This window comes from Mycolicibacterium tusciae (assembly GCF_002086795.1).
Taxonomy (GTDB): domain Bacteria; phylum Actinomycetota; class Actinomycetes; order Mycobacteriales; family Mycobacteriaceae; genus Mycobacterium; species Mycobacterium tusciae.
This window is the reverse complement of the sequence record NZ_MVIM01000024.1, coordinates 25,367-50,700: the sequence shown is the minus strand read 5'-3', so window position 1 is coordinate 50,700 and position 25,334 is coordinate 25,367. Positions and strand designations below refer to the sequence as shown.

Annotated in this window: 25 protein-coding genes; all 25 read right to left on the bottom strand. The window is 61.0% G+C overall.

All coding sequences use genetic code 11. The features are described 5' to 3' along the window. Positions 1-87 precede the first annotated feature (87 nt). Complete coding sequence (hcaB, locus tag BST47_RS27970; RefSeq protein ID WP_083129081.1) at positions 88-939, bottom strand: 3-(cis-5,6-dihydroxycyclohexa-1,3-dien-1-yl)propanoate dehydrogenase; 852 nt, start codon at positions 937-939, stop codon at positions 88-90. A 293-nt stretch (positions 940-1,232) separates the two neighbouring features. Next, positions 1,233-2,012 (bottom strand): 3,4-dihydroxyphthalate decarboxylase, encoded by a 780-nt coding sequence (gene phtC, locus BST47_RS27965; RefSeq protein ID WP_014211492.1) that lies wholly within the window; start codon positions 2,010-2,012, stop codon positions 1,233-1,235. Between the two features lie 335 nt (positions 2,013-2,347). Next, a complete protein-coding gene (locus BST47_RS27960) occupies positions 2,348-3,304 on the bottom strand; it encodes a DODA-type extradiol aromatic ring-opening family dioxygenase (RefSeq protein ID WP_083129080.1) in 957 nt (318 codons plus the stop codon). A gap of 19 nt (positions 3,305-3,323) precedes the next feature. Beyond that, entirely contained in the window at positions 3,324-4,553 is a 1,230-nt protein-coding gene (locus BST47_RS27955) for a Gfo/Idh/MocA family protein (RefSeq protein WP_083129079.1), read from the bottom strand. 31 nt (positions 4,554-4,584) lie between these two features. Then, the gene (locus BST47_RS27950) at positions 4,585-5,097 is read right to left on the bottom strand and encodes an aromatic-ring-hydroxylating dioxygenase subunit beta (RefSeq protein WP_083129078.1); all 513 of its coding nucleotides are present in this window, start codon (positions 5,095-5,097) and stop codon (positions 4,585-4,587) included. A 2-nt stretch (positions 5,098-5,099) separates the two neighbouring features. Further along, complete coding sequence (locus tag BST47_RS27945) at positions 5,100-6,416, bottom strand: aromatic ring-hydroxylating oxygenase subunit alpha (RefSeq protein ID WP_083129077.1); 1,317 nt, start codon at positions 6,414-6,416, stop codon at positions 5,100-5,102. After that, entirely contained in the window at positions 6,416-7,315 is a 900-nt protein-coding gene (locus BST47_RS27940) for an alpha/beta fold hydrolase (protein WP_083129076.1), read from the bottom strand. Before BST47_RS27940 ends, BST47_RS27945 begins: the two co-directional genes overlap by 1 nt. Before the next feature lie 501 nt (positions 7,316-7,816). After that, positions 7,817-8,335: a MarR family winged helix-turn-helix transcriptional regulator gene (locus BST47_RS27935; protein WP_014211485.1), complete on the bottom strand. Its 519-nt coding sequence runs from the start codon at positions 8,333-8,335 to the stop codon at positions 7,817-7,819. Positions 8,336-8,485: 150 nt separating this feature from the next. After that, positions 8,486-9,379, bottom strand: a complete 894-nt coding sequence (locus BST47_RS27930; protein ID WP_083129075.1) for an NAD(P)-dependent oxidoreductase — start codon at positions 9,377-9,379, stop codon at positions 8,486-8,488. A gap of 86 nt (positions 9,380-9,465) precedes the next feature. After that, positions 9,466-9,909 (bottom strand): cupin domain-containing protein, encoded by a 444-nt coding sequence (locus BST47_RS27925; protein WP_014211483.1) that lies wholly within the window; start codon positions 9,907-9,909, stop codon positions 9,466-9,468. A gap of 100 nt (positions 9,910-10,009) precedes the next feature. Further along, on the bottom strand, positions 10,010-10,558 hold the full coding sequence (locus BST47_RS27920) for a 3-phenylpropionate/cinnamic acid dioxygenase subunit beta (RefSeq protein WP_083129074.1): 549 nt from the start codon (positions 10,556-10,558) through the stop codon (positions 10,010-10,012). Between the two features lie 5 nt (positions 10,559-10,563). Further along, entirely contained in the window at positions 10,564-11,979 is a 1,416-nt protein-coding gene (locus tag BST47_RS27915; protein WP_014211481.1) for an aromatic ring-hydroxylating oxygenase subunit alpha, read from the bottom strand. A 250-nt stretch (positions 11,980-12,229) separates the two neighbouring features. Further along, positions 12,230-12,427 (bottom strand): ferredoxin, encoded by a 198-nt coding sequence (locus BST47_RS27910; protein WP_083129073.1) that lies wholly within the window; start codon positions 12,425-12,427, stop codon positions 12,230-12,232. Beyond that, complete coding sequence (locus BST47_RS27905) at positions 12,424-13,497, bottom strand: FAS1-like dehydratase domain-containing protein (RefSeq protein ID WP_083129072.1); 1,074 nt, start codon at positions 13,495-13,497, stop codon at positions 12,424-12,426. Before BST47_RS27905 ends, BST47_RS27910 begins: the two co-directional genes overlap by 4 nt. After that, positions 13,484-13,933 carry a Zn-ribbon domain-containing OB-fold protein gene (locus BST47_RS31500; RefSeq protein ID WP_272937652.1) on the bottom strand — a complete coding sequence of 150 codons (450 nt, stop codon included), beginning with the start codon at positions 13,931-13,933 and terminating at the stop codon, positions 13,484-13,486. The genes BST47_RS27905 and BST47_RS31500 overlap by 14 nt, the downstream gene beginning before the upstream one ends. Positions 13,934-13,978: 45 nt before the next feature. Further along, the gene (locus BST47_RS27895; RefSeq protein ID WP_083129070.1) at positions 13,979-15,145 is read right to left on the bottom strand and encodes a thiolase C-terminal domain-containing protein; all 1,167 of its coding nucleotides are present in this window, start codon (positions 15,143-15,145) and stop codon (positions 13,979-13,981) included. After that, positions 15,142-16,395, bottom strand: coding sequence for a CaiB/BaiF CoA transferase family protein (locus tag BST47_RS27890; RefSeq protein ID WP_014211476.1), 1,254 nt, complete (start codon positions 16,393-16,395; stop codon positions 15,142-15,144). Before BST47_RS27890 ends, BST47_RS27895 begins: the two co-directional genes overlap by 4 nt. A gap of 51 nt (positions 16,396-16,446) precedes the next feature. Beyond that, positions 16,447-17,478, bottom strand: coding sequence for a 2,3-butanediol dehydrogenase (locus tag BST47_RS27885; protein ID WP_083129069.1), 1,032 nt, complete (start codon positions 17,476-17,478; stop codon positions 16,447-16,449). A gap of 109 nt (positions 17,479-17,587) precedes the next feature. After that, positions 17,588-18,130, bottom strand: coding sequence for an aromatic-ring-hydroxylating dioxygenase subunit beta (locus BST47_RS27880; RefSeq protein WP_083129068.1), 543 nt, complete (start codon positions 18,128-18,130; stop codon positions 17,588-17,590). Beyond that, positions 18,127-19,509, bottom strand: a complete 1,383-nt coding sequence (locus tag BST47_RS27875; RefSeq protein ID WP_083129084.1) for a Rieske 2Fe-2S domain-containing protein — start codon at positions 19,507-19,509, stop codon at positions 18,127-18,129. The genes BST47_RS27880 and BST47_RS27875 overlap by 4 nt, the downstream gene beginning before the upstream one ends. Before the next feature lie 268 nt (positions 19,510-19,777). Then, entirely contained in the window at positions 19,778-20,254 is a 477-nt protein-coding gene (locus BST47_RS27870) for a MarR family winged helix-turn-helix transcriptional regulator (protein ID WP_083129067.1), read from the bottom strand. Continuing rightward, entirely contained in the window at positions 20,244-21,704 is a 1,461-nt protein-coding gene (locus BST47_RS27865; RefSeq protein ID WP_083129066.1) for an MFS transporter, read from the bottom strand. Before BST47_RS27865 ends, BST47_RS27870 begins: the two co-directional genes overlap by 11 nt. Positions 21,705-21,901: 197 nt before the next feature. Continuing rightward, entirely contained in the window at positions 21,902-23,335 is a 1,434-nt protein-coding gene (locus tag BST47_RS27860; protein ID WP_083129083.1) for an aldehyde dehydrogenase family protein, read from the bottom strand. A 166-nt stretch (positions 23,336-23,501) separates the two neighbouring features. Further along, positions 23,502-24,626, bottom strand: coding sequence for an epoxide hydrolase family protein (locus tag BST47_RS27855; RefSeq protein ID WP_165799856.1), 1,125 nt, complete (start codon positions 24,624-24,626; stop codon positions 23,502-23,504). A gap of 91 nt (positions 24,627-24,717) precedes the next feature. After that, on the bottom strand, positions 24,718-25,185 hold the full coding sequence (locus BST47_RS27850) for an Rv1363c family protein (protein ID WP_014211468.1): 468 nt from the start codon (positions 25,183-25,185) through the stop codon (positions 24,718-24,720). Positions 25,186-25,334: the final 149 nt, after the last annotated feature.

Genomic DNA, 25,334 nt, shown 5'->3' with positions numbered 1-25,334 from the left:
TCCGGACCGAACTCCAACCACTCCTTCGCATCCGGAGACTCCACACCCACATAACCCAACGCCTTCACCAACATGTGTAAAACCTTTCTAAGGCGACCGAAGGTCATTGCGCATCGCGCCGGTGGCGAGTTCCAGCCCTCCCGACGGCTGGTTCAGACCCCGCACGCCCAAGCCGCCGTCACTGTTGATGACGACGCCCGTCACCGCTCGCGAGTTTTCTGCAGACGCGAGTAGCAAGTACAGGCCGGCATGATCGGCAGGCTGCTGGGCGTACTGCAGAGGGTTCGTGACACTCATCATGTCGGCGATGCCGGGCACCGATGACAACACGTTTCCACCCTGGCCGAGGTCTTCGATACCACGTAGGCCCGTTATCGTGCCGCCTGGAGCCACGCCATTCACCCGGATCTTCGGCGCCAACTCGTACGCCAGTTCACGCACTACGCCAACGACTGCGTGCTTGGAAGCGGTGTATAGCGGGCCGCCACTAGAGGCATAGAAACCAGAGTTGGAGACGGTGAAAATGATGCTAGGCCCATCGCTTTTGAGGAGTTCAGGAACGGCGGCCCTAGCACCAAGGAGGTACCCCTTGACATTGACCGCGAAGATCTCATCGAAGGCGCTGCTGAGGTCGGCGCCGTCGAAACCTATTAAGGGGGCGAAGTAGTCAAAGATCCCAGCGTTACCGACGAACACGTCGAGCTTTCCGAACGCATCGACCGTTTCGCGCACCGCCCTGACATTGTCGTCATACGCAGTAACGTCACCTGTTACCGCGATGAGCCTGCCGTCGGCGCTGCCAATGGTAGCCAGGTCGCCTTCCGAGCGATCCAAGACACCCACGCATGCACCCTCGGCCAAGAACCGCTCGACCACGGCCAAACCGATTCCGGCTGCCCCGCCGGTCACAAGTGCGACTTGTCCGGTCAACCAACTCAAACTATTGCCCTCCGGTGATGTCGCCGTTGCAGCAGCGCTTCATTTGCTGATTAGCTTCCTCGTCGCAGAATGGGGGGTCTATCCGCACAGCGCGGTCGAAGCTCCGATTCACGCGGGTCTCACGACCAGGGTTGGAAATTGCGAACGACTGCGTGCGGTCCGCACGCTGAGCAATGCTCGGGCGAGGACGGTGCAGGATGTGTACGCCAGCGATTCGACGGGATTGGAAGCGGCGTCCCAGACCGCCCGCGGGCGATGGCCGTGAGCTCGTGGCCGCATGGCCCGCCAGTGGCCTATGAGGATCGTTTTTTGGAAGTGTGACGCGACGAACGATGGGTTTGGAGGCGTGCCAACTCGTGACGCCACGCGATGGTCTCGTTAAACGCATTCCCTAGGTCAGGCAGCTCTGCTGCATCATCGTCGGGCAAATCAGCCAGAGTGCCACCAGCAGAAGCGATCTGAAGCGACAAACGCGATATCGTGTCGACGCTGATGGCCTGTAGTACGGCCCGCTCAACGGATTCCGCAGCACTAGTGAGGCCGTGGGCCCGCAGAACGACAACCGGCCGGTCCGCCATAGCAGCAACCATTTCCTGGGCGAGTTGCCGATTGCGCACCAAGACCCCTCGCCGATAGACCGGCACGCCATCCGCGGCGAGCCTAAAACCGGGGATGTCAAACGCTCCGACGATCGGCCGGACGCCTAGACCGGCGAGATCGGCGGCAACTACCGCCTCGGGGTGCGCATGGACCACGGCATTGACATCGCGGCGGGTGCGGAGCACTTCGCTGTGCAGTGGCAACTCGTTCGGCGGCTGGTAACCGTCGTCGAGTTCTCCTGGGGCGCCCTCTTCACCGTCCAACGTGACCAGCCGGATGTCTTTTGCACGGGTGAACGCGAGTCCTCGCTCGTGCGGACCACGACATCGGATCAGCAGTCGATCTTTATCGACGCGCAGGCTGATGTGGCCGAGGATGCCTGGCGCCAAGCCGCGCGCCGCCAGGACGCGACAGGCCAGCGCGATGGCGTGTCGTTCAGTGTCTAGCCCTTTTGCCGAAGGGGTGGAGCTCATCGCGAACCTCGGCTGTCGGTGTCGACGCCGCCCTTGGCGGCGATGCCCAAGTTCGCGGGCGCCTGGTACGAACTGCGATGGGCGCTGCTGGCAGTGCAAATGGCCATCCGTATCGCCTCCTTCTTATCGGTCTCTGTGTGATTGGCCTCTGGAGGCCCCAGGCTGAAGCTGCACCTCCGCCACGGGCCAATTACTTCCGTTCCGTGACTAGATTCGATTCATCGACCGATAGATCCACTGGAGGATAGAAATCTTTTCTGTAAGACAGAGAGTATGGTGGCGACGCAGTCGGGTCAACCGGCAAAACCGTGCGCCCGCGTGCCTGACGCGATGCCCTAATTAGGGATCTCGGGGTGCGTCCAAGCGACGGCCATTCCCATTAGCGCGCGGGGGATCGGCTCGTAGACGCTGGCCCATGGAGTGTTGCCGCCGACGGCACCGACAGCACATATCCAAGATCTCAGCTCGATGTTGCCAGAGTTGAGCAAGTCTTCACTGGTCAGCTTGCTCAGCTCGTAGCCGTTTCCGGCGGCGAGGACCTTCAGAGTGCGGCGATCGAACTCGTCGTCGATTGAGCCGTGGACACGCGGCCCGTGGTAGGCAGCCCACGGAAAGCCGGCCGTGAAGTGTGAGAGCCCACCGGACGCGTAGACACCTATCCTCTCGCCTGCGGGGCGCCGTGACCGCACGGCGTCGCCAATCGCACATCCGAGCGCGAAGCACCGCTTAGGCGACAACGACGGCACATGAACGGCATTGAGGAAGACCAACACCACTGGGACTTCGTGGTCTCCGAGAATGTTGGCCACAATCTCGCCATGGGCGTGTGAGTGCAAGGTTGTCTCACGGAAATCGACGACGGTGGCGACGTCGAACCCCGCCTCGACGGTGTGCTCACTCAAGTCCTTACTGAGCTCGGGCGAGCTTTTCCAGAACCGCGCGGCGGGCAAGAAGCGGTCGGACACTTCGAACCCCGCTCCTGTGTGGATGGCTATCTGGGGCAGTGCAGAACCGTCGAAGTTCTCGTTTTGGTCATCGCCGATGATGATCAGGCAATCGAGTCGGTCGCGTCTAATGCTGTCCCGCAGCCGTTGAAGCCCGTTTTCAATATGCGTGTAGCGCGCCGCGGCGGCGTCGAATGGTTCTTCGTCTGTCTTTGGCGGGCAAGGTGCGTTCTTACCGCGTCGCAATGTGTAGTTCTTCCTGTTCTTTGTGCGGAAGAGTTCCCACCTGCTCGGCGGGATGAAAGTGAAGGCATGGGACGACGCGTAGCCCGCTACAATCTCACCCACGATTCCTCCTCCTCTGGAGTCACAGCGCTACCTGGTGGGAGAGAACGACTTCACGTTCTTCGTAGGCCGATTGCAGGATGGCGAAACATACTTCGAGCGTGGCGCGCCCCCAGCGACCGTCGTGCTGAACAGGGCGGTCCTGAGTGATCGCACGATGTAGTTCAGCCAACTCCGCGGCCCTGCCCCGCATCGTGCGCGCGACCGGTATTTCCTGCAGTCCGTCTTGCCCGTACACCACCAGGCCGTCGGGCGACTGCCTGATCGCGCCGCGTTCGCAGGACACCACGGTCAGGCCGAAGTAGGGGTGGTGGACGATCTCTCCCGGGGCGGAGTAACCCCAAAGTTCCTGAGATTCTTCGGTCGTCGTCGCAGCACCGTAGCGGCCCTGTTCCTTTTGAGCTTCCAGTGCGACTTCGAGTCGGTCGGGGTCCTGACTGAGCTGAGCGAAGTTGCTGGCCACCAGCTGGTTCGCTTGGGGGCTGCGGCGGCCGCCGTCTTCTGCCACCCACGAGTGCAACTCCGCGACATCGAAGAAGGCTCGGCCGTCATAGACGAGCGTGGCCGAAGCTCCTGATTTGAATCCAAGGTGACAGGTGTATCCCCCGACGCATTCCCGGACGTCGTCCCATATTGTCGACGCGCGTACTGTTCTGGCCAGACCGCCGACTATTTGCCGCACGATATCGACCTGGTGGGGTCCCTGGTTGAGAACTGGCCCGCTGGTCGAGCGCAATTCCGAAGTCGGCCACGGTCGCCGGTTGAAGTCATTGAAGTTCCAGGTGTTGACCATGAGCAACTCGCCGAGATCGCCACTGCCTACGAGTTCGGCCATCGCTCGCACCGGCGCGTCAAAGCTGTGTGTGTGGCCGGCCATCAGCTGTACGCCCGCCGCGTGGGCCGCCTCAACCATTGCGGTGCAATCGTCGATCGACATGGCCAACGGCTTTTCGACGATCATGTGTTTTCTGTAATGTGCAGCCATTAGCGCATGCTCCCGGTGCAGCTCGGGAGGGGTAGCGATGTAGACGACGTCCACGCTTGGATCCGCGCACAGCTGCTCTGCGTTCGTGTAGGTCTGGCCCGAGAACTCGCTCGCGAAGCGGGCGAGCGAGTGTGGCCGGGTATCTGCTGCCGCCACAACCCGATACGGCAGTGTCGACATGTCCGGGTACTGCTGGAAAATTCTGGCGACAGCCTGACCGATTCCGAGAAATCCGAGGCCGAGTTCGCGTGAAGCGACATCTGTCATGTGCGACCTATCTGAGGGCTATTGCTGGGCTTTAGAAGAAGATCGAAATCGCTCGTGGAAGAACGCTATGAGCCAGAGTGATGGCCCGGGCGGCCAGAAGCAGGCCCGAGTCTTCGTCCCGGCGTAGCACGTCTTGTCGTTTGCCGATAAAGAAGTTCTCGTGGCGTTCATGGCGTACGAGGAACACCAATACGCTGGATCGGACGCTGAGCTCTTGATCGGACACATCGGTGACCAGGATGTCGCTGACTATGCGCTGGGTGATCGTACGCGGAGTTTCTCCCGGGGCGAGCCCGGTAGCCAGACGGGCAATTCTGAGCTTCAACGATTCATAGTCGTCGTTGAACAGCAGAAACGGCGGTAGGTCGTCATCATCGCCGAGCGGATGCGTGCTGGACTCTGGGAATGGCATCGTGTATCTGACATCCGGTGCCAATAAGCGCAGCCACTCGTCCAGCCGCCCATCGTCGAGAAGCATGGTCTCCCGGGCATAGAATTCATGTATTCGCAGCCGCAGTTCCACGTCCAACTGGCTGGTCTCCATGGCTACGCCGGCTCCGTCATGGTTTGGTTCCAGTGCCGGTAGAACTCACGCTGGTAGGTTTCGCTGACCTGTGGCCTGACATTGCCGGGTAACTCCGCGATCAGCGACTCCACCGGTTCGACGTCCTCGCCAAGTGAGTAGTTGAACGGCACCTCCCGGGCGATTCCCGTCTCAAGGGCGTCGGACAGCCGTTCGAAGTTTTCGTGATCATCGGGCGTCACGAGGCCGGCCGCCGACTGCCGCTGGCTCAAGACGAAGACCATGCGTTCCTTGACCGAGCGGGGCGCGGAGCTTTCCACCAAACACCACTCCCAAACCTCGGTCAACCGCGGTCCCCGAGGCTGCCACATGATGAAACCCCGGCCATAGAAGGCCGTGCCCATGCCAATCATGCTGAAGTTCGGGAAGATATTGGCCACATGAAAGCTGTAGGGCTGCACGGAGTATGCCGCCAACCGCTCGTCTTGCAGACGCTGCCGCTCGGTTAGCCAGTCGACCGCTTCGGCACCGAGCGTCTCGGCCTGGGCGAGATCGTCTTGATAAAAATTCTTGCCGACTGCGAGTTGTAGCAACCCATGGGGTGCGCCGCCATCGAGAACCACGCTGTAGTGCTGACCCTCGTCAATCGAGAAGTCAATGCGGGCAGTCCGCCCCGCTTTCGACAGTGCGGCGACCGATCCATGAGTGGCCGCAAAATGGTACTGGTCGCCGCCGAAGTTCTCGGCCAACAACTTCCAGTTGACGGGCATGAGATAGCGGTGCAGGCCGGGAACGACCTGCAGGCCGTTGGGGTCGCTGTCGAGTAGGAAGTTGTCGAGGTACCACAGCAGGCCCTCACCCAGATATTCGGTCAGCGGCGGCGCCGACTGATCCCAGCACGCAAAGATAAGTCCTTTGTAGGTAGCCACCCGCGGCGAAACCAGACCCATACTGGACTTGTCGAACTGCGGTCCATAGGCGCTTTCGGCCAGCGGAACACCGCGCAACTGCCCGGCGGTGTCGTAACTCCAGCCGTGGTAGCTACAGCGAAAGATGTTGGCATTTCCCTTGTCGAACTGACAGACTTTATTGCCCCGGTGCCGACACTTGTTCAGCAGCACACGAACACCGGATTCCTTATCCCTGCAGACGATCACCGCATCGTCGCCCATATAGGTCGTGCGGAAATCACCGGGCCTGGGGATCATGGACTCATGGCCGACGAACAGCCACGAACGCTTGAAGATGACTTCGAGTTCCCGCTGGTACACCGCCTCGTCGTAGAAGGCCGAGGAGTCGACGAGCCCCGCCGAGCCTGTTATGGAAGAGATCGTCTCCATCAACCTTGCCCTCGGGATGCGCGATCACCGTTGAGGTAGTCGGTGATGATCTGGTTGAACTCCTCCGGCCGTTCCCATTGCGGCCAATGGCCACAGTCCTCCATCAATGCGAATTCGGCATCGGGAATCAGCTCGGCTGCGCGCCGGCCGAAATCCACAGTCGCCGAGGGATTGTGACTCGTCCACAGAACTAGCGTGGGCGTGCTCAAGCTAGCCAGCCGCTCAGCCGTGAGATTGTCCTGCGCAGTGGCCGCTGATGGCGGCGCCGTCGCATTGGTCATCGCCGACCGCGATTCTTCGGTCTCGTAGAGCGCCCACCGCAGCGCCACCAGTTCATCGGTCAGATCGCGGTCCGGCTGGTGGAAAAGCCAGGCCATTCTCTCCCGTACATTCGCCGGACTGGGGTCAGCCAGGAATTGCTGGGTGAGTCGGGCAAGCTCTGCGCGCCCGGCAGCGGTGCGAGCCTCGGCATCGGCGCCGACCTGCAGTGTCAACCGCGCGCCGCACACGTAGATCAACCGGTCGACACGGTCGCGATGTTCCAGCGCAGTCCACGCTGCGATCCAACCTCCCAACGACTCGCCCAACAAGTGGGCTCGATCGATACCTTCCTGGTCCATGTATCCGAGAAGGTGACTGACATAGTCCTTTCGCCCCGGGGCGACATCGCAAGGACCGGTGAGACCGTGACCCAACAGATCCAGCGCATGCACCCGGAAATGACGCGACAGCGTCGACACGTTGCGTGCGAAGGCTTCGGCGTGACCACCTCCCCCGTGCAAGAGAATCAGGTCCGGACCTTCGCCCGCCTGAATTGTCCTAGTTCGGATGCCATCGACATACACGAAGCGTGTCTCCGCCCCAAGCAAGCTCACACAAATCGAAGTGTCTTTGAGCAACCTCGGACGTCCTCTCAGCAAGTTCGGTAACAACGTTTTACCACAGCTTCCGAATATCTGCAAGATAGAAATTTAGGCTTCTGTGTAAATGGGCTTGTCAGAGAAGCCGGCGCAGCGGTGCGGCTTCGCTGCGGTCGTGCCGCGGTCGTGTCAACAATTCCCCTGTGTCACAATGTCATTCGACACGTTGCGACCAACGCTGAACGCCACACTGGAACTCCCACGTGACACGTAGGAGGACGCAACCTAGCCGCCGAGCGAATCTTCTTCTCGGGAGTGCTCATTACCTGAGTGCAGCCGATCTGACGGGCCATTTCGAGCCGTAGGTATGCGAGGCGAGGACTGCCAAGCGGGCGTCAGAGCGCGCTCCGAAACTCCATAGCTAAGTACCGAGGTAGTTGTGAAGGCGCTCAACGTTGTAGAAGTCGTAGCATCGCCCGGTCAGTTCGAGGATGGGGCCCAATCCATATCGGCGGTCACAATCTTTTATCCGGCTACCGATCAGGAGGTGCGCTGGCCGGTCGGATAACTCTCCAAGCAATCTATAAGTTCGTTCAGTCGTGCGAGGAGCTGCTGCCTGTGTCGCGGGTTGATACCGGCAAAGAGTCCCTCGAGGAAGTCGTAATGACCGGGCAGAAACTCGGTCATGAACTGATCCCCCTTCTTCGAAATCGCGACCACTACCGAGCGCCGATCGCGGGGATTCATCTTGCGCGTGACCAACCCAGCCTTGGTCAGGCTGTCCACCACGCTCGTCAGGCTGGCTTGGCGTACAGAAATCGAATCGGCCAGTGCGCCCATCGTAATCGGCCCGTCGGCCCGCTTGAGGACGGTGAGAACATTGAATTGGCTCATCGAAAGGTCAACAGGCGCAAGCTCATCGACGGCTACCCGGCCGAACGCCGTCACGGCACGGTAGAGCGCAAGCGGGAGCGCCAATGACGAAGGATCGTGATCGGGTCCCGCTTCGCGGGTCTTGGCCGCGACCTGTTGGGCCATCGTCAACTTCTCGGTAGTCATGACGTCCCTCGCAACGTTGATCAGCGGTTTGGCACATCTCCGGCGTATTGATCATGATCATACCGGCAAACGGCCAGTGGTCTTTCTATACGTTCGCCGATATTCGGCGATTTGCAATTCAGCTAGCTATACAGCGTGAGCGCCTTTATGTCACGGCGTGGAGGTCGACTTCGGAGGCATCGACCGGATTCGTTTAAGAAGTTTTGTGCTCTCGGGGTAGGCACGGTCGCGAAACTCCGAGGCCGCAACGCTTTGGAAGAAGTCGACGACGACCGCAAGCGTTCTACTGCGGATACCGGCGTTCGTCGCCATTCTCTCCACCAGCGCGGAGTCTTTTTCGATGGTGCTAGCGGGTGCGCGGCTACGAACGAACTCAGTGTCGTGACGGAAATACGCTGCCGCCGTAGTGAGACCCGAGTCCCCCCCGCTGCACTCCGCGATCGCTTCGGCAACCTCGCTGGCCTTCAACCCCATCGCCTCAGCAATTAAAAGCGCTTCCGCAGAGGCGAGGTACCAACTGTACTTGACATGCTGGTTGAGGAGCTTGGTGGCGTAGCCCGCACCTCGTTGGCCGCAGTACACCAAGGTGCGGGCCACGGCGGCAAGGACATCGGCATCAGGGCCGAGCACCCCGCGCGGCCCTCCGACCAGAACGGTCAGGTCCGGCGCCTTTCGGCTAACGGGGCAATCGACGAAGCGCCTCCCAACCGCGTCGTAGGCCTGCCCGATGACCGCTGCAACCTCGGGGTTACACGTCGACATATCCAGCAGGGCGGCCCCTTCGGGAAGGCCGGCCAGCACACCTCGCTCCGACCCGAGCGCGACCTCCAGCACCTGAGTCGGCCCCGGCAGGACCGTCAAAACGACGTCACATGCGCCGGCCAGCTCACGCGCGTCCCCAGCTGACTGGGCGCCTAGCTCTACAACTGGGCGTAACACGTCGGGCCGAATGTCGAAACAAACTACCGAATGGTCCGTCGCGAGAAGTGACGCTGCCAGGGCGGAGCCCATACCGCCCAAACCGACCACGCCGACCCGCCTCATGACACCGACCCCCGAATGTCGGGTTGTAAATTGACTACCGACACAGTCGGCAAATGGCAACTGCGGCCCGATGATTCAACCGACGGCTATCCCAGCGCAGGATCGGCGAATTTGACATTGTTTCGCTTGGCCGCCTCAATAAGGGCCTTCACGTCGCCGGGGCCGTTCGAGGTTTCATCCACATCTGAGAAGAAATCCAGCGCGCCCCCCGGGAAAGACGAGGTCGTAAGCCACCGGGCGCCCTCAGAGAGAACGCGATAGGCGTGCACGACGCCAGCCGGCACCCGAATCGCCTCACCCACCTGCAGGGTCGTTTCTTCGCCGCCGCGGCTCACCCACAGTTCGCCCTCGAGCACCACATAGCTTTCATCCCAAGGGTGTTGGTGCGGTGGAGGTCCAGATGATTGCGGAGCGCGCACATCGAACATCTGATACCCGTCGCCGACGAGAAGCGGGCGCATTTCCTCTGTCATCACTCGCAGGGCGGTCACATCATCGGCACGCCGCTTCGGTTGGAGCGAAGTAGACATTCCAGCTGCCCCCTCGTTGGTCGCGCACCATTGCATAATGTTTAGAGAACAATATATTTTCGCGTACTGAAGGTCAAGAGTTCAAGGATAGAGTCCCGCTTCATAAGATGATCGAGAGGTTCTTGGCGAGCAACACCGATTGATCGAGGAGTAGCCGGCGACGGCACAGTTGCCAGTCACCAGCGACACGGCGCAACCGGTCCTTACGCCGACCGACGAGCAGATCAGTCTCATCGGCGACCCGGTTTCGATACACCAGGAACCGGCAACTCACATCGACTTCCGCGCCGTCGATCCCCTCGATGCGCACGTTGGTGACCAGGTGTGACACTCGCGAGACGGGTTCTTCGGCCCAGTGCAGTCCTGTCATCAGCTGCTTCACCCGCAAAGCGACGGTCTCCTTCGTCTCGTCGAACCAGCAGATGTCGTTACCTTCCTGAGTCTGCTCCAGCTCCGCGAGGTCGTCGTAGGCGACGTTCGCCCGCAGTGGAACGGAGTACTCGTAGTCGTCGGTGAGCAGACCAAGCCACTCGGAGTAACGCCTTTCGTCGAGCAGGTCGGCTTCCCGATTGAGGAAATCGGCGATTTCGGCCTGGAGCAGCAACTTCTCGACCGCATCCTGCCTCGTGGCAATTTCATCGCCCGTCACTCGGCTCACGACTGTGCGGCTCTCTCGTCGGATTTGGCGAGCTCGGTCAGTTGAGGCCACGAGAGGTTGTCAATGAACTCGGCCCATCGCCGGTAAAAGGCGCGTGCATTCACCTCTCCGGCGATGGGCTGGTGGGAATGAACAGCCTTGTCGAGCGCACTGGGAGTTTCCTTACCCAGTCCCTGCTGATAGTTGTAGGGATAGCGTCGGGCTATCACGCCCTGGCTGGCCTGCGTCGCGTAATTCCAGTTCTCCATATCGTCTTGCTCCGTCATCCCTCCGGGACCGGAGTAGCGCATGTAATAACGTCGCAGCCAATCACGTACATAATCGGGTGCGCTCTTGTCGATGAGGTACCAGCGCCACACCTCGGTTTCGGTCGGGCTGATCGGGTGTGACACCAGAATCGTCCTCGGAAAACCGGCGGAAAACGACATGTTGGGGAACATCGTCGCTGGTCCACGACCACCGAGCTGTCTGCCCTGCGCCTCCAACCGCTCTTTACGGAGTGCCCAGGCCTGGGAGAAGTACTCACTCAAGGCCGGTTCTTCGGCGAACTCAGGATAGGCGATCTCATACGCCAGGTTGTCCGACGCACCGTGACCCGTACGAAACGACGTCTTCACTCGGCCTTTCGAAAAACCACCCTGATCCTGTCGTTCACCGTGGCGCCGCGAATTCCTGCCGCCCGGGCCAATACCCACCTGCTCAACCGAGGCATGAGTCGTCGCCCCGTGATAGGTATCGCCGAGAAAATTCTCTGAAACGAACTTCCAATTCGACCTGATGCGCCACTTCTGCACTCCGCGGAACACCTCCGTAGCGCCCTCGGTGCCATCGAAAGCATCGGCCAGGTTGTCCAGCCAATAATGAAAGTCACCGACATACTCGTCGAAGTCCGGGGCAGCGGGATCCCAGCACGCGAAGATCAGGCCCTTGTAATTGTGGACCTTGGCAGCGCTGACAAGCCCCCAACTCGCTTTGTCAAGGTCATTACCGTAGGCCATGCTCTGCTGCGGCACACCGTGCAAATCTCCTGGAGTGGACACCAGCGAACCGTCCATCGAGTACGACCAGCCGTGGTAAGGGCAGGTGAACTGAAGCGCACGGCCCTCGTCATAGCGACACACCGCCATACCCCGATGTCGACACGAGTTCAGCAGGACATTCACGCCACCCTGCGCGTCACGGGTCAACAGCACCGGATCCGAACCCATCCTCGACGAGAAGAACTGACCCGGCGCAGACACCTGCGAGGCATGACCCACAAACAACCAGGTCCGCGGAAACAAACACTCCAGCTCAAGGTTGAAAATCGAAGCATCGACGAAGATTTCCCGACTGATCTCCCCGCGATCGACATCGACGAGACTACGAGCGGTCCGATCCGCACCGCCTGAAGTACTCATTTCTAACGTCATCGGTACCTTTCCTTTGCTGTAATGCCCGAGCCACCCGTAGACAGCCGTAACTCAGATCGCCACAAACCGTCACGCCGTCTGCCAAGTGTCGATTTCACGTCGTACCTCGTAGGTAAACTATATTCTGATCGGTCTGTAATACATGAGAGCTCATATCGGTTGAGCGGCAAGCACATTCGGGCAACGACTCGTCTCCTCCATAAATTGACGCATTGACCCCTGGTATTTGCGCCGTTCACGGCCGTCTCGCTCACGCCGTTTCGAGACGTAGAGCCGAGACGGGGCAACTGCGAATTGCAGTGACAATCCGGGCCTCATCGCTCTCGGCTACCGTGTCATCAAGAATGACAACGGTTCCCGCATCACCGATGTCAAAAATGTCGGCCGCTGCGACGACACAGTTCGCGTAGCCCTGGCAGACTTCCTCGTCCGCCTTGATGACACTCAAAGGGACTCTCCTTCTCCTACAGAACTCTGATTAGCATTGCTTTTCCCATCGAGCGTGATAATTGCAATCCCTTGCACCGCTTGCCGATCCCCAGCGAAGACGCCGAATTGGAGATCTACGGCTTCTGCCCCGGCCTGCGCATGCTTGCCGGTCACAGTCCATCGCGCCTGCACCATATCGCCCGGGTGAATCGAGGCACTCATCTTGAATGGACCGAGGTGCACCAACCTGCCGCGAAGGCCCATCCAGCGACGAAGCCCGATCTCGAAAAGGGTTTCCAGGCCACGAGTATTGAAGATGATGTCGGGCAGCCCCGCGGCATGCGCGGCCGCGGCGCTGTGGTGTATCCCGGAAAACATGCGATCCGCGGCAATGTTCATCACAATGCGTTGGTAGGTCAGGGCCAAAGCCGGTCCGCGCACTTCAGCACCGACCTCAACGTCGTCGAACTCAAGTGGCGTGGTCCAATCGACACGGATATCGGCATCGTGCACTTGAGGTGGGCGGGGACGGACGCCCTGCTGGGTGCGTGCGGAAGTGCCGGGCTCATGCCGGGGCCTCGAGGCGTCGTAGTTGAAGACGGTATTTCGGTTGAGCGCGACCAGTTCTCCAGAATCCTTCAAATACTCTGACTCGTATTGCAGGAAGATTCCGGTACCGACCCGGGTTCGCTTCTGCTCTACCGAGATTATCGTCGTAGTCCCATTCAGCCTGTCCCCGAGGTATAGCGGTGTGTGGTACTGCCACTCGCTACTGACGTTGACCGATCGGCTGAACGGCAGAGCCAACGTGTCGGTGATATTCCCTGTCATTTCCTGCCCGTCGGCCAGATAAGGACTGGGCTGGCCGGGTGCCCAATACGGCGGTAGTCCCCACAGCGGAGTCATTGTCACCGGAGCCACGACGCCGAGATAGCCGTGTGACTTCGCTGCCGCCTCGTCGTCATGCAGCGGGCAGGAAAAGGTGAAAACCTCTAATTTGCGGCGGATATCATTTTGCGTCACCGAGTCGGCGCCGCGGAAGCGGATCTTCTCACCGACACGATCGCGTAACTCGTCAGCGGCGGTCATTGCCCCGCGCTTCCGCGGTAGACAGCCGAAATGCCGGTAGCACAACATCATCGGCGACGTGCACGTAGACAACCTCGACGGCCGCATCCGCCAGCGTCGCTGTCCGGTCGGCAACTTCGTCCACTATCCGTGCCACCATCCGCACACCCTCATCCATTTCGACGACGGCACACACGAACGGGACGTCCTCGTCGAAACCGGGATGCAGCGCGCGGTGAATAACCGTGAAGCTGAATACCACTCCCCTACCCGACGACCTCTGCCAAGACCATGCGTTACTGCCGCACCCGACGCACGCCAGGCGAGGAACATGACGCCAACGACCGCAGCTTGAGCATCGCTGAAACGACAGCTCTTGACGTCGGCAGTGGCCGTAAAACTCCGCCGTGAGACCTTCCAGGGATGGCAGTGGCGGTGTTGCGACATCCGCTCCCATTCGCGTCACACCGGGCCTCTCGTGAACACGCCGGTCACGACGCTGTCACCGACGCAATATGGCGAGAGCACCTGAACCCCATCCGCCGCCCATACCGGTCACTACCGCTAATTCCGCATTGTGGACCTGCCGCTGGGCTAAACCCCCGCGCAGCTGCCGCACCGCCTCCACCAGATTGTTCATGCCCTGCACGTGCGCTTCGGACAGCAAACCGCCGTTGAGATTCGTCGGCAACGAGCCGTCGGCGGCGATATGGCCGTCGAGCACGAAATCCGCTGCTTCGCCGGCCTTACAGAACCCGGTCGCTTCGATCTGACGCAACACGTTGATCGTGAAACTGTCGTAAACCTCAAACAGATCGATATCAGACGGGGCGACACCAGCGTCGGCAAATGCGCGCGGCGCCGCTTCGGCAAGCCCGATCTCCAACGGGTCTGCCCTGTTGGCGAATTCATCGACGGGAAATGGGCGCCCTTCCGCCACACTCATCACAAACACCGGCCGGTGCGGACCGTCCGCCGCACAATCGGCCCCTGATACCACCACCGCAGCTGCCCCGTCGGTCTCCAAACTGCAATCGAACAAACGAAACGGCGTACTGATCGGTGGAGAGTCGAGATATTCCTTCATCGTCAACTCACGGCCGCACATCACCGCATTCGAGTTGAGCTGCGCGTTAGCGCGAAACGCAACTGCCACGGCCCCCAACGCTTCAGGCGGCACGTCGTACTTCCGGACGTATCGGTCGGCCACGAGCGCATACTGGTGCACAGCCGACACCGCGCCCTGTGGGGCGTAATAGTCCCGAACAACCTTGCCTATCGCCATCTCCGCGCTCGACGCCATCCCGCGGGCACGCGGACCGGAGTACCCACACCAGCCCGCGGCAATGAGGACACTACGCGCGACGCCCGACCACACCGCCATCGCCGCAGTGGCCAGACCCGCCACACTTGCCGCCCCTCCGGTATGGGATGTCACCGCGTAACGAAGTTGTGTCAGGCCGAGATTCGCTACGAAGTCTTCGGCCGTGCCACCGTTGATAGGGCAGATGAGGCCATCGATCTCACCAGGCGACATCCCGGCATCCACAATCGCGGCACGGGCTGCATCAAGTTGCAGGCCAAGGTCTGTTGCCGACTCAGTACCACCACGACGGTAGACCGTATGACCAACGCCGACGATACAGGCCTTGTCGCGCAGCGCAGTCAATGCCCGGGATCCTCTCCGTCGACGTCGACCGCTCCGACGACACCCCTAGATACCAGGGCCTCGTACTGCGAGTCGGCCAAGCCGAGCCACTCAGTCAGCACCCTTTTGCCGTGGATCCCGAGACGGGGCCCGGTGCTGCGTACGGATCCGGGAAAGTTCGTCAGCCTCGGCACCACCCCGGTGACACGGACCGGACCCAATTCCTGATCAGCGACCTCGACGAGGCTCTGGCGAGCCGCGAACGTGGGACTTGAGAACATCTCTGCCGGCGTGAATATGCGCGCAGCAACGACGCCCGCACTCGCGCAGGCCTTTTCGACAATATCGGAGTTGTTTTCGGCGAACCACTTCCGAACCATCTCGCCGAGCTCTTCGCGGTGCAACATCTGCAGCTCCTGAGTCGCGTACCTCGGATCGTTGCGCAGAGTCGTGCCGCCCAACAGGTCGAGAAGGCTCTGCACTGACCGCACGGTGCCGGTCGCCACGGTGTACCACACCCCATCGCAACTGAGATAAGTATCTGACACCGGTGACGGGCTGACCTGGAACTGGTTGCCCTGACGCTCGGCAACAAAGTTCAACTGGTCGTAGAGGATGACCTGCCAGTCGATGCCACGAAACAGTGATTCGTAGAGAGCCAGATCGATACATTCCCCATCGAAGCGAGTCCCGATCACTTCACGTTTGAACAGTGCTCCGGCAACAGCGAATGCACCCATGATTCCTGTCGTCACATCGCCCAGGGAGAAACCGAAATGTGTCGGTGGTCGGTCAGGGTGGCCGGTGATGTGTACCGCTCCGCTCATCGCCTCCCCGACCCGTCCGTATCCCGGCTTCGCACTCTCCGGGCCGATCTGGCCATACCCAGAAATCCGCAACATGATCAGCCGCGGGTTGGCTGCGTGCAGTTCCTCCCATCCCAGTCCCCAACGCTCGAGCGTTCCCGGACGGAAGTTTTCGATCACCACGTCTGCGCGTTCGACCATTTTGCGCACCAGCGCTTGCCCCTCGGGGAGGCGCAGATCGATAGCCACGCTTGACTTGTTCCGGGCCGCGGACTTCCACCAAAGGTGCACTCCGTCTTTCGTGGGACCGGACCCGCGCAACATGTCGCCCGAGCCGGGGTCTTCGATCTTGATGACCTGTGCTCCGAAGTCGCCGATCAACGACGCAGCGAAAGGCGCCGCGATCACGTGCCCCAGCTCGAGGACCGTGAGACCGTCGAAAAGGCTCTCCATATTCGCGGACACTTAACTCCTTTGGTGCGGCGGCGTGATATCCACTGCGGGTAGCGATCGCAGCTATGCCGATGGGTCGATCAGTATTTTTATGTGTGCATCGCGGTTGATGCGCAACTCCTCGAAACCCTGACTGACCACGGCGTCCAACGGGATCTCATCGGTGATCAGTTCACTTAGGCTGAGGGCCCCAACAGAAAGTAAGGTGAGAATTGCCGGAACCTGACTTTGGGCTTCGTAACAAAACGAGAAGCCGATATTGGCTTCGCGCATGATGCTTCGATTGATGTCGATACCAGCCGCGGCCTCCCATATCGCCACGACCATCAATCGACCGCGGGGGCGGAGAACGCTCAACGCCGCGTCAAGCGCGGGTTGTACGCCCGCGGCGTCGAAGGAGACATCGACGCCGTTTCCGTGTGTCAACGTCTGAACCACCTCGACTGGATCCTCGACCAGAGGATCGATTACGCGAGTAGCCCCGACCCGGTGGGCGGCGACGCGGCGCGATGCCGAAACCTCACTGACGATGATCTGAGTCGCACCTTGAGCAAGGCAGAACTGCACAAGCGCAAGGCCGATCGCGCCGGCACCGGCGATGAAGACGGTCTCACCCGCTGCCAGCCGGCTACGGCGAACAGCGTGGTACGCCGACGCGATCGGTTCGACGACGGCAGCCTCGACGAGACTGATGTCATCCGGGATGCGAAACAACGCCTTCGCCGACACCGATGCGTAGCGGGCAAGTGCCCCATTGAGAGCGAAGCCGATGAAACCGACTGTCCCGCAGAGTGCTTCAGCGCCCTGTTTGCAGGAGCCGCATTCACCGCAGCCGAAAACGCCGACGCCGCAAACCCGGTCACCTTCGGTGAACTCGTGCACGCCGGGCCCGACGCCGACCACCGTCCCGGAATATTCGTGCCCCATGACGACCCCTGGTGCAGCATGCATCGGACCGGCGATGTACTCGTGCAGGTCTGTGCCGCAGATCCCCGCTCGGGCCACCTCGATGACCACTTCTCCCGCACGTGGACTCGGATCGGGAAGTTCTTCGATCCGCACGTCTTCGCGACCGTGATAAACAGCTGCGCGCACCTACCGGCCTACCTTCAGGACGGACCCGGATTCTTTCGGCAGCACCGACTTTCGTTGGCCGGAGTCTCGGCGGAGGTGCCGCCAGGTTGATGTCAAGCTCACCGGCACCTTAGATCCAGAATGACAGGTTGTGCGTGGGCAACGTGGTGTGATCCAGCAGGATCTCGCGCTGGACCAGTTTCCAACCCCCCTCGTCGCGACGAATAATGTCTCGGCGCTCGGCAGAGACTGTCTCCGCCTTGGCCTCGTCCGCGCGCGTGCGCACCAGCAATGCATTCGAGGTGACTCGGTACCGACCGTCGCCGTCACCAGACCTGACCCTGACGTTGGTTATGAAGTGCCGGATCCGCGAGGGAGGATCCTCAGCCCAATCCGACGACGTTCGGTGCCGCTGAATACGCATCTTCAGGCTCGTGTAGTTATCGTTCAAATGCATGGAGCGCTCAGAAAACCCCCGTCCCCCTGCTCTTCGAAGCGTCTGACGGACGCGCGCGAAATAGTGCACATCCGGTGCCAGCAATCCCAGCCACTCCTCGAACTCATCGCGATCCAACAGATCAGCCTCGTCGAAAAGGAAGTCTTCGATTTCCTCACGCACCTCCCGCGAAACCCTCGCAGCTTGAGGTGGATCCTGCGGCAGCGTTGTCGTCATACGTTCTCATCCCTTCTCGGGGTGGCCAGATAGTCGAAGTACTGCTTCCAGTACTCGCGCTGATTTTGTTCGGCGTAGCCACTGGCCAACGGTCGTCCCGGACCCAGCCACGTTGGATCAGGGGCCAAGTTGTCCAGTCCCATCTCCACGTTCAACTCCACACCACCAGCCAACTCGCCGCGGGTTCCCTTGGTAATAGCCTGGAATATCTCGGCGTCATCCTGCTCGAAGACGCCCCCAACCCCGAACGTCCGAACATAAGTCTCAAACGATTGCTGCTTGAATTCTTCGGGCGCATTGCGCTCCACGAAGAACCACGACCACACCTCCATGCGCGCCGCGTCCAGAGGACGCCATTGCCGCAAGGTCAGAATGGGCACCGGCATAGACTCGCCGTCCTTGGCGATGAAGGCGTTCAAGAAGGACAAGTTCGGGAACACATTGCCATGAATGAACATTGTCCGTTTCAGCATCTCGCCATGGACGTCATCGCCGTAACCTTCGCTGAGACCGGAGACGATTTCCTCGGGATAGCCCATATACGGTGGTGCGGGTATGCCGGGGGGTGCGCCTAAAACGCCCGCCCCGTGCCCCCCCGATAGGCTGACGTGCGCCGGCGAAACGGCCACATTATCGGGCGGTAACAACCCCAACTCGCACATGGAGCGGTGCGTCATGACCGTGTGATAGCCGTCCCCAACAAAATTGTCAGCGCCTGTCTTCCAGTTCGCGTCAATCACCCAACGCTGCGGAGCCCCCCACACCTGAATGCCGGCCGCGCTCTTACTCATCATCAAGTCGAGATACCACCGCATATCCCCGAGGTACTCATCCAGCCCTGGGGCCTCATCTGACACACACCCGAAAACGAGGCCCGCGTACGAGTCGAGCATCGGCAGAGCGCGCAACCCTAGCCGACTCTTGTCGAACGCAGCACCGTAGACGGCCTGCTGCGCAGGTATCGCGATGAGATCACCGTTGTTTCGATAGGTCCAACCGTGGTACGGGCACTGGAATGCCGACTCATTCCCCACCTCGGTTCGGCAAAGCAGCGTGCCGCGGTGCCGGCACGAGTTCGACATCGCCCGAATCGTCATATCCTGCTGCCGCGCAACAATAATAGAGTTATCAGCGATGTAGCGGACAACATAATCGCCTGGATTAGGGATCTCGTCTTCGTGGCAGAGAAACTGCCATGTCCTGCCGAACACTCGCTTTATTTCAAGCTGGTAGAGCGCCGCATTAGCAATGAGAGACGCAGGGAGGCGGCCCTTCAGGATGGAGCCGCGCGCATTCTCTAATAGTCGCATTGTCGTCGCATCAGGCGCCATCGAATTCACCAGGCGCACCTTCCTGTCGATTCCTGCCTGCAGAAACATGAGCACTTACGTGAGCTACACCACTGCGAGTTTACATAGGATAGCAACTGTTTGCAAGCTATTATTTAGGCTACCGTGGTACCTGCAGTGCTAGGTGGCATCCCTGCAGACCCACGCCGGGGCACGCCAGGATTAACTGGGTATTCCTGTATTTCATTTGGCCCCCTGGAAACTCGGCGACGAACAACGCGCAAACTTCGAGGATGATCGGTGGGCTCGATGGCCGAAGTCCATCACCACCACGAGGCGCGCGCCTAGTTCAAGCCGTCTATGCGCCGACTGGTGGACTGACAGCCGTTCGTTCAGCGTTCACGCCGCGGTGTTTGGCGGGAGCGCTGATTTTGGCTATCGCGTCTCGCAAAGCCTTTAGCTCGTTACTATCAAGTGCCGCAAGCGCTTCGGGAGCCGGGTCGTCGATCCCATGGATCGCGGCCACCATCGACCAGCCGCGGTCGGTCAGTGAAACCACTTTGCATCGCCGGTTGGTGGGAATAGTCTGACGCATGACTAGCCCGCGGTCCTCCAGATCGTTGACCGCCACCGTGGCCGCCGGGGCATCGATTGTCACGGCTTGCGCGACCTCTTTGACGGTCATCGAACCACGGGCCAGCCGGAGCAGGATTCGGATGCGACTGAATGGCAGCCCCGTTTGGTCGGCGGTCGCTCGCCTCCAGCTGTCGCGGTTGTCGGTGACCAGTGTGGTCATCACGCGCCAGACCTCGTCCGCTTCTGGATTATGCGACACCGGCAGCCTCCCGTCGCGGATCGGTTCCTGCGATCAGCGGCGCCAGGTGCTCTGCTGAGCGCAGCGCACGCTTCGACGTCGAATAGACACCGAGCGCGATAATTAGCACACCAACTCCGGCGAACACCAGCCAAAGCGGCCGGGCGGAGACCGCGAAATCGACGTTGGTGTCGCCCAGTGCCGTACCAGCGACCGAACCGCAAAGGGCCACACCGATTCCCACGCCCACCTGGCGGCTGGTGGACGTGATGGCCGCCGCCGCACCGGCACGGTCGATCGGCATACCGCTGACGGCCGCGTTGGTGATCGGTGCGTTCACCATCGAAGTACCGATGCCGAAGACCGCGAAGGCGACCAGCATCTGCCATTGCGGGGTAGCGTCGCTCAACTGCGCGAACATTAGAGTCGCGGCGGCAATCAACGCCCCGGCGATCATCAGCGACGGTCTGGCACCGAATCGCCCCACCAGCCGGCCAGACAGAGGTGAGAAAATGAGTGCGCCGACGGCGACGGGCAGAAACATCAGGCCCGTGTGCATCGCGGAGAGCCCCCGCTCCCCTTGCAAATACATCGACATCATGAATACGAACGCGCCCCATGCAGCGAATGCGCACACCGCGATGGCCGTCGCCGAAGCGAACGGGATGCTGCGGAAGAATCGCAGCTCGACGAACGGGTCGGGGCGGCGTGACTCGTAGCGCAGGAAAATCGCGAACGCAATGGCTGAGAGTCCGCACGTGACGACGACACGCGTGTCGGTCCAGCCCATTCCTGGCCCCTCGATGAGCACGAAAACCAGTCCGAACAGGAAGGCCATGCCCAGGCCCAAGCCGATCAAGTCGACGTCGCGCATGGTGACCGACTTGGATTCGGGAACGAAGACAGCGGTCAATAGTACGGCTACTGCGCAGATCGGCACGTTGACCCAGAACACTGCTCGCCAGTCGACGTACTCGATAAGTATTCCGCCCGCGATCGGACCCAACGCCATCGAGATGCCTACGACGCCCCCCCATATGCCGATCACACGCGCGCGCTCCACTCTGCCGGTGAACACCTGCGTGACGATCGACAATCCAGCAGGGGTGAGCATCGAGCCGCCGATAGCTTGCAGGAAGCGGGCGCCGATCAGCGTTTCGACGTTGGGAGCCACGCTGCAGAGTAGGGAGGCCGATGCGAAGACCATCAACCCGATCTGCAATGTGCGCCGCCGGCCGAATCGGTCGGCGGTGGCACCCGACAGCAGCAACAGCGAGGCCACCATCAAGGTGTAAATGTCGACGAGCCATTGCATTTGCGAAGGCGACGCCGAAAACTCGGCGCGGATGCTCGGGATTGCAACGTTGACGATCGTCACGTCAGTCGACACAATCAGCACGCTCATGCAGCAGGACGCCAAGACGAAGGCCTTACGTCGGCGGCTTAGCTGTCCGACAGCACTTTCATTCACAGAACTACGACCCCTTCGCTGCGGTGTCCGGCGGTCACCGCTGCCCGACTTCGGTGCGGTGGACCTCGAACGCGTCGCGTCACATTGAAGCTTCGGTCACCTACTTACTAGGTCTGGGAGGCGACTAGACGGTGCTCCGAATCCACTGCTACGCATTGACATTCGCCGATCCGTGTCCGACCGGGGATGGACGCGCCTTATTCCATGGTGACGGTTACCGCCTTGACTTGTGTGTAGGACAGCAATTCCTCCGTAGATTCTTCCGATCCAACGCCTGATGACTTCCAGCCTCCGAATGGCAACCCCCAGTAGTGGCGTGCGCTGCCATTAATCCAGACGTAGCCGGCATCAAGTCCCGCAGCCATGCGGTGACCCTGGCTTAAGTCGTTGGTCCACACCGCGGCGGTCAATCCGAACTCGACGCTGTTGGCGACTTGAACAGCCTCGGCTTCGTCGCGAACGGTTAGCACCGAAAGAACGGGCCCGAAGATCTCGTCGCGGGCGACGGCGGCTTGTGGTGCCACGTCGGCCAATACGGTCGGTGCGACATACCAGCCTTCGGGCCCAACACCCTGCGCGCGTCCCCCACCGGTAAGCACGCTGGCGCCGGCCGCCCGTCCTGATTCGATGGCCTGCAGCGACTTTGAGTATTGCGCTTGGTCGATGACGGGTCCCATGTCTGTGCCGTCAACGAGCGGGTCGCCTACCTTGATGGCAGCGACTTGATCGACGACCAAATTAATAACCTCGTCAGCGATCGCTTCGTGCAGCAGCAGTCTGCTTGTTGATCCGCATGATTGGCCGGCTGTGGTGGTGAAGTTCATCCCTATGACGGCGCTTTTGGCAGCCGCCTCCAGGTCGGCGTTGGGCATGACGATCATGGGGTTCTTGCCGCCGAGTTCCAGCGTGACGTATTTGACGCCGTGCTCGGCGGCCAAGCGCTGAATATGGCGGCCCGTGCCCGGGGAGCCGATAAAGCCGATTCGCCGGACTAGTGGATGAGCGACCAACGCGGCGCCGGCAGTCGCCCCATGTCCGGTTACCACCCCAAATAGGCCTTCGGGCAGGACCTCCCCGGCGAGCTCGGCGAGCCGGATGGCCGACAACGGTGTCTGATCGGGCGCTTTGAGCACCACGGCGTTTCCCGCCATCAGCGGAGCGGCGATCTTGGCTCCTGCAAATAGGACAGGATGATTGAAGGGCACGATTCGAGCAACCACGCCGTACGGTTGCTGCAGCGTGTAGTGCAGGTTCGCCGAGAGAGGGATAGTCCGCCCGCCGAGGTTGAGCGCGCCGTCTGCCATCAGCTCCAACACGTCGGCCGCCCAAGTGACATCGTCGCGCATCGCAGGCAATGGAAAGCCGCCGTCAACGGCGTCGAGCAGCGCGAGTTCTTCGGAGTGATCGCGCATGAGTGTCGCCAAAGCCCGCAGCGCGGTGGCGCGCTGGCGAGGCGTCCGCAGCGCCCACTCGCGTTGAGCGGCATGTGCAGTTGTCACCACCCTGTCGACATCTTCGCCGCTGCAGTCGGGCACCTGGGTCAGCACGTTGCCGGTGCACGGGTCCTCGACGTCGTAGACGCTCTGGCTCTGCAAAGTCGCGGCACCTAGGGGTAGCGTCCACGTTCTCATGACTGCACTGCGTGCGTCGTCTACCACTCGTAGCCTCCTTGACAGTTGACACGTGCCCCTATGTTCGTACGTGTCCTCTTGCTAGCAGATCGGATCTCCGCAATGCAGAGAGTTTAGCTCATCGCAGGTGTGCTACCAAGGCTTCGTGGCCTGCCAACTGGCCGTATCACCGCACGGTTTCGAAGAATTCGCGGACGTCGTCGACAAAGAGACCCGGTTGTTCCAAAGCGGCGAAGTGCCCGCCGCGCGGCATGGTCGTCCAGTGGGTGATGTTGTAGATCGGTTCGCACCAACTTCGTGGTGAGCGCAGGACCTCCTTGGGAAAGGCAGCAATACCGGTGGGCAATTCCACACGAGTTGTCGCGTCCAGGGTCTTGAAGCTCTCCCAGTACAACCGGGCCGACGAGGAGCCACTGTTGGTAGCCCAGTAGATCATGACGTTGTCGAGGAGCTCATCGCGGCTGAGCACGTTCTCGGGATGCCCGTCGCAGTCCATCCACGCTGCGAATTTCTCGACGATCCACGCCATCTGGCCGACTGGCGAATCGGCCAGTCCGTAGCCTATGGTCTGTGGCCGGGTGGATTGCTGCTCGGAATAGCCTGTCCCCCAACGCTGATGAGCCGTCAGGGCGGCCAGGGCCAGCTGTTCTTCCTCGGTCGGATCGGCGATGCCGCCCGCGGGAGGGTAAGCGATCGGCATGTTCAGATGGATGGCGGCGCAGTGGCCGCGGTTGCGGCCCATTTGTGTGGTGATAGCTGCTCCCCAGTCGCCGCCTTGGGCACCGTAGCGCTCGTAGCCAAGTCGCAGCATGAGCGCCTCCCACGCCTGCGCGATTCTTTCAACACCCCACCCGGAGTGGGTGGGCTTGCCGGAGAAGCCGTAGCCGGGAAGCGCCGGGCAGACCACGTGGAAGGCGTCCTCGGCGCGTCCGCCGTGGGCAGTCGGATTGGTCAGTGGCTCAATCACGTTGCGGAACTCCACGATCGAGCCAGGCCAACCGTGGGTGATGACCAGCGGGAAAGCCTCTTCGTGCGGAGATCGCTGGTGAATGAAATGGATGTCCACGCCGTCGATTTCGACGATGAACTGATCGAATCGGTTGAGGGCGGCTTCACGGGACCGCCAGTCGTATACGTCGGCCCAATACGCGGTCAGGTCGCGGGTGTACCCGAGTGGGATGCCCTGGGTCCAGTCCTGTACACACTCGGCTTCGGGCCAACGGGTCCGCGACAGACGCGTTCGTAGATCATCGAGAACGTCATCAGCGACGTCGATGCAAAACGGTCTCACCGCCGGCAGACCACTCAAAATCCCACCTCCTCACACGCTGCCATCGGGCTGACGAGGGAGACACCAGCAGACCTTGAGGTTGGGATGGTGCTCATTTCGGCTCGAAACCCGATATCAGCCAGCGGGATCCGACTTTGTCGAGGCTGACCTGAACGACGGAGTCGGTGTCTGTCGGCGCGTCGTTGCCCACGGTGGTGGTTTGGTCGACAAACACCAAGACGATGGCACGGTTCTTACCGGCGGACACGGAGGCAGCGGCTGACACCCTGGCGGTGGCCGAGATTCGCTTCTGCTGTGCTCCCGGAATTACGACATCGTCGGTCAACGATGTATATGAGTCGCGAAGCGGTCCCGTCAGTCGATCGCGCGCATCCTTCAGTTTCTCGGCTGCCGTTTCAGGCGTGTAGGACAGCATCGCGACCGTCGCTTCGGTGGCGACCTGAACGGTTTCCGCGCGGGCGCGGTCCGTGCCAGCGGCGGTCCCCGCTTGATACTTGAAGTAGGCCGCACCCAGCGCCAACAACAACGCGATAAAGGGCAAGAGCCAGAATGCGAGCATCCGCACAAAGGTGCCGCGACGATCGTCTGTCGAGTCGACATCGCCAGGGTCCTGGCATTCTGGCGCGTCGCCGGACTCACATCCCGACGAGTTGCTCGATGCGTTCCCGGGTGATGGCGGTGGATCGTCGACTTCGGCGGAGTGGACGG

What these genes read in the sequence shown, in the direction of transcription:
- BST47_RS27880 (WP_083129068.1), bottom strand. Translation starts at nt 18,130, where the DNA reads ATGACGACAACGCTGCCGCAGGATCCACCTCAAGCTGCGAGGGTTTCG.
- BST47_RS31500 (WP_272937652.1), bottom strand. Translation starts at nt 13,933, where the DNA reads ATGGGAGCGGATGTCGCAACACCGCCACTGCCATCCCTGGAAGGTCTC.
- BST47_RS27915 (WP_014211481.1), bottom strand. Translation starts at nt 11,979, where the DNA reads ATGACGTTAGAAATGAGTACTTCAGGCGGTGCGGATCGGACCGCTCGT.
- phtC (WP_014211492.1), bottom strand. Translation starts at nt 2,012, where the DNA reads ATGAGCTCCACCCCTTCGGCAAAAGGGCTAGACACTGAACGACACGCC.
- BST47_RS27905 (WP_083129072.1), bottom strand. Translation starts at nt 13,497, where the DNA reads ATGACCGCCGCTGACGAGTTACGCGATCGTGTCGGTGAGAAGATCCGC.
- BST47_RS27945 (WP_083129077.1), bottom strand. Translation starts at nt 6,416, where the DNA reads ATGGAGACGATCTCTTCCATAACAGGCTCGGCGGGGCTCGTCGACTCC.
- BST47_RS27955 (WP_083129079.1), bottom strand. Translation starts at nt 4,553, where the DNA reads ATGACAGATGTCGCTTCACGCGAACTCGGCCTCGGATTTCTCGGAATC.
- BST47_RS27930 (WP_083129075.1), bottom strand. Translation starts at nt 9,379, where the DNA reads ATGAGGCGGGTCGGCGTGGTCGGTTTGGGCGGTATGGGCTCCGCCCTG.
- BST47_RS27860 (WP_083129083.1), bottom strand. Translation starts at nt 23,335, where the DNA reads ATGAGAACGTGGACGCTACCCCTAGGTGCCGCGACTTTGCAGAGCCAG.
- BST47_RS27875 (WP_083129084.1), bottom strand. Translation starts at nt 19,509, where the DNA reads ATGTTTCTGCAGGCAGGAATCGACAGGAAGGTGCGCCTGGTGAATTCG.
- BST47_RS27950 (WP_083129078.1), bottom strand. Translation starts at nt 5,097, where the DNA reads ATGGAGACCAGCCAGTTGGACGTGGAACTGCGGCTGCGAATACATGAA.
- BST47_RS27925 (WP_014211483.1), bottom strand. Translation starts at nt 9,909, where the DNA reads ATGTCTACTTCGCTCCAACCGAAGCGGCGTGCCGATGATGTGACCGCC.
- BST47_RS27850 (WP_014211468.1), bottom strand. Translation starts at nt 25,185, where the DNA reads ATGCTCGCATTCTGGCTCTTGCCCTTTATCGCGTTGTTGTTGGCGCTG.
- BST47_RS27935 (WP_014211485.1), bottom strand. Translation starts at nt 8,335, where the DNA reads ATGACTACCGAGAAGTTGACGATGGCCCAACAGGTCGCGGCCAAGACC.